Raw genomic sequence first — 9,645 nt, forward strand, 5'->3', positions numbered from 1 at the left:
TGGCGTAACCAAGACGGCCATACACGCTGAATGCATCGCTGACACCGTAGCTGCCGATGACCGACAGGGTGGTAGCCTTGACCTTGGTGTCGTAGTTCACTGCAACGTTCTTGAACTTGGTCTGACCCGTGCCCTTGCCCAGGCCGTGGTAGCCCAGCTCAACCGCCCAGCTCGGGCTGAAGGCGTAGCCGCCGAACACGCCAGCACTGGTGGCCTTCACGTTCGAATCAGAGATACCGGCTACGCCGCTGAGGCCGTCCAGTTGCGAGCGGCCAACGTCGGCGCCAACGTAGAAACCATCAGCCAAGGCAGGAGCGGAAACGGCGGCAACAGCCAACAGAGCGGCGATCAGAGTGTGCTTCATGATGTCTTTCCTAGAGTCAAAGTAATGCAGGCAAGCCTGCGAAAAAGTCGAGTACGGCGCAGTCGCGCCACGCAAGGCGCCACTGCATGTCCTTACGGTTTGCAGCTATGGGGCGACGCAAAACGCTGCCATTGCGTCAGCTTGGGGGTGTGCCTGGGTCGCGCGCCGACAAAGCCGACGCGCGCCTGGCTACTTATTTCTGTTTGTTGATGGTGATAAAGCCAGCGCGCTGGAAGGCGGCGATCGGCTGCTCTGGCGCATTCACACCCTTCTTGGTGGAATTGGCGGTGGTGAACACGGCCTTGCCATCGTTGCTGACCTTGACCAGCAGCTCGTACTCACCGGCCGGCAAGCTGGACAGATCGGCGCTGTAGTGGCCGTCATTGGCGCGATAGTCCGGCGCTACGCCATCGTCGTGGAAGGCGATATCGCCCTTGATCAGCTTGCCGGTGCCGGCGGCATACACATAGCCGACAGCCTTGGCGCCCTTGACTGGCAACGGACCGGACACTTCTACTGCAGCGGTGAGCGGACGCGGATCATCGTTGCTGCCACCCATGATGGATACGGCAGCAGTCAGTGCTGATTTGACGGAAACTTCCTGGAACACATCCTCTGTCGTGTCCTTGCTGGCAGTAACCGTGCTCTTCCAGTTGCCAAGGCGATCGGCAACACTGGCCGACAACACATATTCCGCTACCGCTTCGCCAGCGGTTTGCACGTAGCGTACGCCGGCTGGCAGATTGGCCGGACTGATGTTCTTGCCGGCTGGCGAGGTCAGGGTAAAGCTGATGTTTCCGGCATCGGCCTCGGCCCAGCTGGCGCTGAAATGCACTTCCTGGTCGATATCGGTGCTGGAAACAACCGTGCTTACGGTCTGGCTTTCGCCAGCCTTCAGCATTGCGCCATCAGCTTCATTGGCCAATTCAATATTGTCACCTTCGGCATGATTGACTGCGAGGCCGGCCACACGGGCCAAGTCGCCCGCCTTGCTCGACTCACTGAATTCGCCGCGGGTTTGCTTTGCCACATCGAACAGAGACATTTCATCGCCCGTACTGGCAAAACGCAGCGATTGCGTATTGCTCAGCAGGGTGATCGGGCTGATGGCGACCTTGGCCGTCTTGTAGGCATTCAGGGTCGTCTTGCTCACGGTTTGATTGGCCGAAGTGAACAGCAGCACATTGGCGGTATCGCCCGCCGCCATGGTGCTCTTCATCAAGCCCAGCGTCTTGTCCAGCGTGGCCGACAGGCTCAAGCGCGCCTGTGGCAGGAAGTTGCCGGTGGCACCCAGATTGCTGATGGTCTTGCCATCGAAGTAATGCAGCTTGCCATCCTTCACACCCAGCGCCTGACCATTGCCGTACAGTCGATAGATATAGCCGGCGCCGCTAGCCGACACCGGGCCATGCGGGAACAGGGCGGCATAGCTGCTTTCCGCAAAGTCGAACAAGCGGTCGGCCGCCACGGCATCCGTGCTGTTCTGATCATCGACGATCTTGGCAAGCTGAGCCTTGACACTGCTACGTGCGGCATCGCTATTCAGGCGGGTCAGGCCAACCACAGCCTGATGACCATAGGGATAACTGAACACTGCCACGCGGGTATTGCTGCCGGCATTGTTGACCAGGTTCTGCGCTGCATGGATCTGCGCCGGCAACATGGCCTTATTGGTCGTGTCGATCACGATCATGCTGATCGGGCCGGCAGTGTTGCTGGCAGCAAAGCCATTGGCTGTCGTTGCCGGGGCATCCGCGCTGCCCATATAGATGACCTGCAGGTCTTGCTCGCCGCCATTGGTGGGATTCGTGAGGGCCGCCACGGTTGCAGGCACCTTCATATTGCGGAATGGCTCGAAAAACATCCGCTTTGGATAATTGGTCTGGAAGTAAGCCGGGTCTTGTGCCGGATCGGTGACCAGGGTTTCCCACGCAGACTGGCCGAACATGCGAAATTGCGCCGTCTTTCTGGTGGCCGCATCGGCATAGTCTTCAGGGGTGCTGAGCCGGGACCAAATCATCAGATCGTGCATGCCGGTATTCTTTGGCGTGTCGCCATCCTGAGGCATACCCGGCTCGGTTGAGGTGCCACCCACTTCTCGATACTCATCAAACAAACCGTGAACATAGTGGCCAAATTCATGGGCAACAATCTGTCCATGCTGGATCGGCGTTTCGGTGGTGCCGGCAAACATCTGGACATGGAGTGGCTTGCCGCCCATGAAACCCGAAACGTGTGCATTGGCACGGCCGTCTCGCAGCAAGTACTGGATATCCGTGTTATCCATGAACTGGCTGTTCTTGTAGACATACACCTTGCCCAGCGTCTGGCGGCCTTCGGTCATCGTGTACAGGCTCTTCGATGACTGCTTGATGATGGATTCCAGAAAGGCCTTGTCGCGGCCAGCGGGCGGCGCGTCGATGTCCCAGTCGATCGACATCACCATATCGATCACATTCATATTGCGGTTGGCGTCGTAGCTGATGCTGGTCAGCGGATGTTGTGCAGCATGGCTCAGCGCAGCCCAGCAGCTCAGTGCCAGGGTGGTCAGGGCGATTCGGGTCGGCTTCTTCATCATGGACATCGGTGAACCTCTCGTATGCATGGAAAAACTGCGAATGCTCTGTCACGCCTGATTTGCTGGTGCGCCTGCAGCGCAACATGACATCCGGGTAGGCATTCAGAGGAGGCGCAGCTTACGGCCATGCGCGGCTCACAGGTCTAATTTCGCCCTAATCGTTTTCTAACGACTTGACGCAAGCTGCGCATAATCATGGACTTAGCAATGATTAGTGATTGCTTAGACTTGGTCGAGACCGGGACTGGGTGCCGAACACGAGCGGGTTCGGCAGGCCATGCACCATAGAGAGCAGCCGTGGCGATCATCCCGTGACCGGGCTGGCCACGTTGCATCGCGAGCAAGCGGCCAGCGACCAATCAGCGCGAATTCCGCAACTCAGGCCAGCCATATTGCCGACGCATAAAAGCAAAATGCCCGCTTTCGCGGGCATTTGAACAAGTGGCGCCACTGTCGGCGCCGTGCGTCAATCAGGCAGCAAGCTGACCGTGATCGAAACGGGTAGCGGGAATATACGCCTTGGCGTTGTAGCAGGCGCTATCGCGACCAAGCTGCGATTCAAACCAGACCCGGCACTGCCGGCCAAGTGATTCAACAGCGAGCACCTCGAAGCTGATCAGCTCGCCATGGTTTTCCTGGGTAAAACGGTCTCCAGCTTGTAGTTCTTGTACTTTCATTATTTTCTTTCCATTACAAACAGCGACAACTGAGCTTGCCGCAATGGCCAAGATGGCCAGCCGGCAGGGCTGCAAGCCGTATCAGGCTTGCAGGCAGATCAGCGCCGCAGGCAGAGCAGGACTCTGCCGGGCATGACAACGCCAGAACGAGGTCAATGGATTCTTGATGAATTCCGCATGGCGTTCCGTTGGGGAGCGCACTTCGTCTGGCAACGAAGCCTTCAAGGCAGTGAGTGCACCGGGTCTGGGAAACCTCGCACACATCAAGCTTTGGAATCTGGGGCGGCGCAGGTCGTTGCTAGCGCAACACGCAGCCGAAGGAGCAGGGCTTGAAACTGGCTATAAGGCAATTCAATCAGGGCTTTCCCCTGAGCGAAGCGAGCAAGCTACCACGCAAATAGCAATTAAGCAAGCCGCTTTTCGGGGCGCAGCGGCCATCTCGCGCAATACCGTGATTTGCGCAGCGCGTCCGGCAATATTGCCGGACGTGCCATGCCAAGTCGCACAGCTTAAGCGATCTGCTTGCCGATGCGTCGCCAATCAGGCCAGTGGCCCAAACCAGCCCAGTTCATCCACACCATCGCCGCACGGCCCGCCAGATTTTCTTCCGGCAAAAAACCCCAGTAACGGCCATCGTTGCTGTCATCGCGATTATCGCCCAGCACCAGGTACTGGCCGGCCGGCACCGTGCACTCGAATCCGTCCATTTCGTGGCGGCAGGCATCCCGGCCAGCAAAGTCGCGTACCAACATCGGATTGAGGCTGGGCATGGCCGGGTCATTAAGAATCAGGTGCGGTTTGCCATCGAGCCGCTCCTCACGCAACTGCATGCTGGCGTCAGCTCCGCTCTCGCGCCGGTAATCGTAGTGGCCTTGATCGGTGCTGGCCTGCACCACCCCGTTGATGCTGAGCTGCTTGTCGCGATAGACCACCCGATCGCCAGGCAGGCCGACCACTCGCTTGATCAGATTGGTACTTGGGTCGTAGGGAAGGCGAAACACCGCCACGTCGCCACGCGCCGGCTTGCCGGTTGGTATCAAGGTCTTATGCAAAAACGGTAGCCTGACCCCATAGGCCGCCTTGTTCACCAAAATGAAGTCGCCGACCAACAGACCCGGCCGCATCGAGCTCGACGGAATCTGCATCGGCTCGATCACAAAGGCCTTGGCAGTACCAATGCTTGCCAGCACCAGCGCATTGGCAAAACCGAAGGCGGCCCAGCCCGGCAGGGGGCGCTGATTCCCGCTGCGCCGATAGCCAAGCAGCCGCGCCAAACCCGCCATCAGCGCCGCCGCCATCATCATCAGAAAAAACAGATCACTGGGATTGGCAAACTGCGACAGCATGCCCCACATGCCGACCAGGACAAGAAAATAACCCCATACCGATGCTTCACCCAATTGCGCCGCATCCTGTATCGCCGGCGCCCGGCGCGCCCGCCAAAGCAGAGCACCACCTGCCAGCAATGCACCAAACGCCATCATCATCCAGTTCATGTTCACTCCCGTCTGTGTGTACAGACCAGAAGTTACGGCGACGGCGCGCGACGGGCAGCCAACTTGCGATAAGTGACGAAACCGGTGGATTCAGTGCCCAACAGTCAAGCGCAAATGCCTGGCCTAATAACGCTTGAGTTGCGCCTTGATATTCACAAAGCCCATTTCCAGCTCCAGCTCGTAGCGATCCTTGTGCACCACATAGGTGAGCAATTCGCACGATGATGCGAACATCGACTTCAGATACGCCTGCAAATCGGCCTTGCTGGCATGGCTGACACCGTTTTCACGGCTATTGAGGAACCGGTCGATATGGGTCAAGGCGTTGGCGATTTCCTTGCGGGCGTCATCCGCCGGGGCCAGGTCAAAATCAGTGATCATTACTTCCTCCGCTCGTCTTCGCGCTGTGCTGCATATGCGCTGGATGGCTTCGAATATAGGCCGGCATTGCATCGACGTCGATGTTTTGGCCCAAGGACGCCATTGCGGCGTCCCTGGCAACATCAATCCGCTGCAAGCACCCGGATTTCTTCGCCGAATACCTCGACCAGTGCACCGGCATACAGCTTGCGGGTTTTGCGGGTTTCCATCTGGCCGTCGACCTTTACATAGCCATTGGCCACCATGTTTTTCGCCTCGCCACCCGAGGCGGCGACCGACATGATCTTGAGCAGATTGTGCAGCTCGATGAATTCGCTGCTGAGGGTGAAAGTCTGTTGCGCCATCTCAGTGTTCCTTGAATTTGCCCAGCGCCAGCTTGTCGGTGTAAGCGATCACCACCGCTGAAACCAGGAAGGTGATATGAATCAGCAGCTGCCACTTCACCCCCTCCGAGCTCACCCCTTCCATAGTGGTGGCGCTGATAAAGGTTTTCAGCAAGTGAATCGATGAAATGCTGATCAGCGCCAGCGACAGCTTCACCTTGAGCACGCCGGCATCAACGTGCGACAACCATTCCGGCCGGTCTTCATGCTTCTCCAGGCCGTCGATTTTCGACACAAAGGTCTCATAGCCGCCGATGATCACCATGATCAGCAGATTGGCGATCATCACCACATCAATCAGGCCCAGCACGATCAACATAATCTGCGTTTCACCCAAATACCCGATGCCGCTGACCAGGTGCCACAACTCCTTCATGAAGTGCACCACATAGACGCCCTGCGCCACGATCAAGCCAAGATACAAGGGGGCCTGCAACCAACGGCTGAAGAAGATTAAGCCTTCCATCCGACCCAAAAACGATTTCATAAGAACTCCTGTAACGGGAAAATTTGTATCAGTGCGCAGCCTGCCAACGGGCAATGGCTTCGCGTATGGCGGGCAGCGCTGACTGCGCGGCCTTTTCGCCTTCGAGAATAGCGCTGTGCTTCTGGTCAAAGTCGGCCGCGCCGATCTTGCCCACGCGCGGGCGGATCACCACATCGGCGCGGGCCAGCTCCTGCTCGCCAAGCTTTTGCCCCATGATCACCACCGTCTGGTTGAGAATGGACAGTACGCCGTCGGCTGGCTTGCCATTATTGGCTTTCGATGAAATATCGACGGCAATCACCAGGTCAGCCCCCAGCTCGCGGGCGGCATCCACCGGAACCGGGCTGACCACGCCGCCATCGACATAGCGTTTGCTGCCGATCTGGGTGGGCTGGAACACACCGGGAATGCTGCAGGAGGCGCGTACCGCCTGCCCGGTATTGCCACGCCGGAAAGCAATGCGCTGACCGGTATCCAGCTCGGTGGACACCGCCGCGAACGGCTTGGCCAGCTTTTCGATCGGCCGGTTATTGATCAGCTGGTTCACATAGTCCTGCAGCTTTTCGCCCTTGACCAGACCGCCGCCGCCCACAGTGAGATCGCGCACCTGGCCTTCATCAAGGGCAAAAGACTGCTCTTGCAGGGCAAAACCATTGAGACCGGAGGCATAGAGCGCGCCAACCACACTACCGGCACTGGTGCCGGCCACGAATTCGGGCGTCAAGCCCTGCCCTTCCAGCACCTTGATCACGCCGATATGGGCAAAGCCCTTGGCGGCGCCGCCACCGAGGGCGATACCGATGCGCGGATTGCGCAATACCTTGGGCGCAGGCTGCGGCGCACTGGGCGCTGGCGCCGGTGGCGCGGTGGCACAGCCGGCCAGCACGGCAAGCAGGGAAAACAACAGGCTACGACGAGATGGTTTCAGCATGGCTACTCAGCGGGCGGCCACGCAGGGCCGCGGGGATGGACAACAATCGATAGAGCATCAAAGCGGATCGGGGGGCGCTACTTTCAGCACTTCTTCCAGCGTGGTCAAGCCGGCGGCGATTTTTTGCGCGCCGGCGAGCTTCAGCGGTTTGAGGCCGTCACGTATCGCTTGTTCCTTGATGGCGCCGGGATGCGACTGGGTGGCAATGAGGCGGCGCATATCATTGCTCACCGTCAGCATTTCATACAGGCCGAGCCGGCCCAGGTAGCCAGTGTTGCGGCACTCCAAGCAGCCCACCGCCTTGTAAGCGTTTTTTGGCACGGCCGCCTTCCATGGCGACACCAGGGCATTCCACACTGCCTCGTCCGGCGTGTCGGGCTGCTTGCAGTGCGGGCACAGGGTACGCACCAGGCGCTGCGCCATCACGCCAACCACGGTGCTGGATACCAGATAGTGCGGCACACCCAGCTCCAGAAGACGAGTGATGGCGCTCGGCGCATCATTGGTGTGCAGGGTCGACAGCACCAGATGGCCGGTCAGCGCCGCCTGCACCGCCATATCGGCGGTTTCCTTGTCGCGCACCTCACCGACCATGATGATGTCCGGGTCCTGGCGCAGCAGGGTGCGCACCCCTTCGGCAAAGTTCAGGTCGATATTGGACTGCACCTGCATCTGGTTAAAGCTCGGCTCGATCATTTCGATCGGGTCTTCCACCGTGCAGACATTCACCTCGTCGGTGGCCAGCTGCTTGAGCGTGGTGTACAGCGTGGTGGTCTTGCCCGAGCCGGTCGGCCCGGTCACCAGTACGATGCCATGCGGCTGGCTCACATAGTTTTGCCAGCGTTTTTCATCTTCGGGCGCAAAACCGAGCGCCGCGAAATCGCGCACCAGGATGGCCGGGTCAAAAATCCGCATCACCAGCTTTTCGCCAAAGGCGGTCGGCATGGTGGATAACCGCAGCTCGATCTCGCGGCCATCGGGCGACTTGGTCTTGATGCGGCCATCTTGCGGGCGGCGTTTTTCCGCCAGGTCCATCCGCCCCAGCACCTTGATGCGCGACACCAGGGCATTGGTGACAGCGGCCGGCACCTGGTATACCGAGTGCAGCACGCCATCGATACGGAAGCGCACATGGCCGGCCTCGCGGCGCGGCTCCAGGTGAATGTCGGAGGCGCGTTGGGTAAACGCATACTGGAACAGCCAGTCCACCAGCGACACGATATGGTGGTCATTGGCATCGACATTGCCGGTGCGGCCGAGCTGCACCAGTTGCTCGAAGTTGGCGAAGTTGTTCTGCACCCCCTGCTGGGCCACCGCCTGTTTGACAAAGCGCGACAGGTTGTAGAACTCGGGCAGGTAGCGGGCGATATCGTCTGGCCGCGCCAGCACCCGCTTGATATCGCGCTTGAGTATGCGCGCCAGCTCGTCTTCCCAGTCACGCACAAAGGGTTCGGCGGTGGCCAGGGTCACCGAGGTCATATCCACCGCTACCGGCAAGATGGCATAGCGGGTGGCATAGCCGTGGCTGACCACGCCGGCTACGCCGGCCACGTCGATCTTCAGCGGGTCGATATGAAACCAGGGCAGGTCGATCTTGCGGCCCAGCCAGTCGCCCAGCCAATCCACGTCGATCAAGGCGCCGGTTTTCAGGCTGTTCCAGCCTTGCGGCGCGATCGAGGCAAACGGGTGGGTCTTGCCATTGGCCGAGGTGCGCGCCGGGATCAGGAAGGATTCGGCAATGGCCGCCGGCAGATGCCCTTCGTCGATCAGGGCCTCGACCAGCGGTCGAAGCGCCATGCGGTTATCGCCATGGCCACGGACGGGGAAAAATTTTTTCATGGGGTTGGCCCGATGCAGTTTGCCGCTATTTAAGCCGGTTTCGCCGGGATTGTCGCGCCGCGTCATGCTGCAATCGCCAAATGCCCTAGCCATGCAGGCGTCATTGCGCGGGCAAACGGGTAAAATCGGCCGATGACCGAACTTATCCGCGCCGATCTTTTGCTCACCGAACGTGAGCTGGCTGTTTCGCGCACAGCCGCCCAAAACCTGATTGCCGATGGCCGCGTCTGGCTGATCCAGTCCGGCCAGCGCTTGCCTGTCAGCAAGCCCAGCCAGAAAGTGCTGGCCGATGCCATCATCGAAGTGGATAGCGACCCATCCGACCGCTATGTATCGCGTGGCGGCCTCAAGCTCGCCGGCGCCCTGGCGCAAACCGGCCTCGATGTACGCGCCTGGCATTGCCTGGACGTGGGTATTTCCACTGGCGGCTTCAGCGATTGCCTGTTGCAGGCCGGCGCCAGCAAGATTGTCGGCGTGGATGTCGGCCATGGCCAATTGCACCCCAAGCT

At 59.6% G+C, this 9,645-nt stretch carries 10 protein-coding genes; 1 reads left to right on the plus strand and 9 read right to left on the minus strand.

Annotated elements, in window-relative coordinates:
- The 9 genes from ACE3OH_RS12500 to ACE3OH_RS12540 form a co-directional block, all read right to left on the minus strand.
- The coding region (locus ACE3OH_RS12500; RefSeq protein ID WP_374353000.1) for an outer membrane beta-barrel protein at window positions 1–364 on the minus strand (364 nt) is incomplete at its 3' end.
- A 193-nt stretch (window positions 365–557) separates the two neighbouring features.
- Complete coding sequence (locus tag ACE3OH_RS12505) at window positions 558–2,948, minus strand: choice-of-anchor X domain-containing protein (protein WP_374353003.1); 2,391 nt, start codon at window positions 2,946–2,948, stop codon at window positions 558–560.
- Window positions 2,949–3,412: 464 nt separating this feature from the next.
- Window positions 3,413–3,619 (minus strand): hypothetical protein, encoded by a 207-nt coding sequence (locus ACE3OH_RS12510; protein WP_374353006.1) that lies wholly within the window; start codon window positions 3,617–3,619, stop codon window positions 3,413–3,415.
- Between the two features lie 509 nt (window positions 3,620–4,128).
- Window positions 4,129–5,115 carry a signal peptidase I gene (lepB, locus tag ACE3OH_RS12515; protein WP_374353009.1) on the minus strand — a complete coding sequence of 329 codons (987 nt, stop codon included), beginning with the start codon at window positions 5,113–5,115 and terminating at the stop codon, window positions 4,129–4,131.
- 123 nt (window positions 5,116–5,238) lie between these two features.
- A complete protein-coding gene (locus ACE3OH_RS12520) occupies window positions 5,239–5,496 on the minus strand; it encodes a hypothetical protein (RefSeq protein WP_374353012.1) in 258 nt (85 codons plus the stop codon).
- 122 nt (window positions 5,497–5,618) lie between these two features.
- Window positions 5,619–5,840 (minus strand): RNA-binding S4 domain-containing protein, encoded by a 222-nt coding sequence (locus ACE3OH_RS12525; RefSeq protein ID WP_374353015.1) that lies wholly within the window; start codon window positions 5,838–5,840, stop codon window positions 5,619–5,621.
- A 1-nt stretch (window position 5,841) separates the two neighbouring features.
- Complete coding sequence (locus ACE3OH_RS12530) at window positions 5,842–6,366, minus strand: TIGR00645 family protein (RefSeq protein WP_374353018.1); 525 nt, start codon at window positions 6,364–6,366, stop codon at window positions 5,842–5,844.
- 28 nt (window positions 6,367–6,394) lie between these two features.
- Window positions 6,395–7,297, minus strand: a complete 903-nt coding sequence (locus ACE3OH_RS12535; protein ID WP_374353021.1) for a patatin-like phospholipase family protein — start codon at window positions 7,295–7,297, stop codon at window positions 6,395–6,397.
- A 57-nt stretch (window positions 7,298–7,354) separates the two neighbouring features.
- Window positions 7,355–9,136: a GspE/PulE family protein gene (locus tag ACE3OH_RS12540; RefSeq protein WP_374353024.1), complete on the minus strand. Its 1,782-nt coding sequence runs from the start codon at window positions 9,134–9,136 to the stop codon at window positions 7,355–7,357.
- A 132-nt stretch (window positions 9,137–9,268) separates the two neighbouring features.
- Between ACE3OH_RS12540 and ACE3OH_RS12545 the strand changes: the two genes are divergently transcribed.
- The coding region (locus tag ACE3OH_RS12545; RefSeq protein ID WP_374353028.1) for an SAM-dependent methyltransferase at window positions 9,269–9,645 on the plus strand (377 nt) is incomplete at its 3' end.

This window comes from Chitinimonas sp. (assembly GCF_041904975.1).
GTDB lineage: Bacteria > Pseudomonadota > Gammaproteobacteria > Burkholderiales > Chitinimonadaceae > Chitinimonas.

Coding starts and splice junctions, on each gene's coding strand:
- ACE3OH_RS12540 (WP_374353024.1), bottom strand. CDS start 9,136: ATGAAAAAATTTTTCCCCGTCCGTGGCCATGGCGATAACCGCATGGCG.
- ACE3OH_RS12520 (WP_374353012.1), bottom strand. CDS start 5,496: ATGATCACTGATTTTGACCTGGCCCCGGCGGATGACGCCCGCAAGGAA.
- ACE3OH_RS12535 (WP_374353021.1), bottom strand. CDS start 7,297: ATGCTGAAACCATCTCGTCGTAGCCTGTTGTTTTCCCTGCTTGCCGTG.
- lepB (WP_374353009.1), bottom strand. CDS start 5,115: ATGAACTGGATGATGATGGCGTTTGGTGCATTGCTGGCAGGTGGTGCT.
- ACE3OH_RS12510 (WP_374353006.1), bottom strand. CDS start 3,619: ATGAAAGTACAAGAACTACAAGCTGGAGACCGTTTTACCCAGGAAAAC.
- ACE3OH_RS12505 (WP_374353003.1), bottom strand. CDS start 2,948: ATGTCCATGATGAAGAAGCCGACCCGAATCGCCCTGACCACCCTGGCA.
- ACE3OH_RS12525 (WP_374353015.1), bottom strand. CDS start 5,840: ATGGCGCAACAGACTTTCACCCTCAGCAGCGAATTCATCGAGCTGCAC.
- ACE3OH_RS12530 (WP_374353018.1), bottom strand. CDS start 6,366: ATGAAATCGTTTTTGGGTCGGATGGAAGGCTTAATCTTCTTCAGCCGT.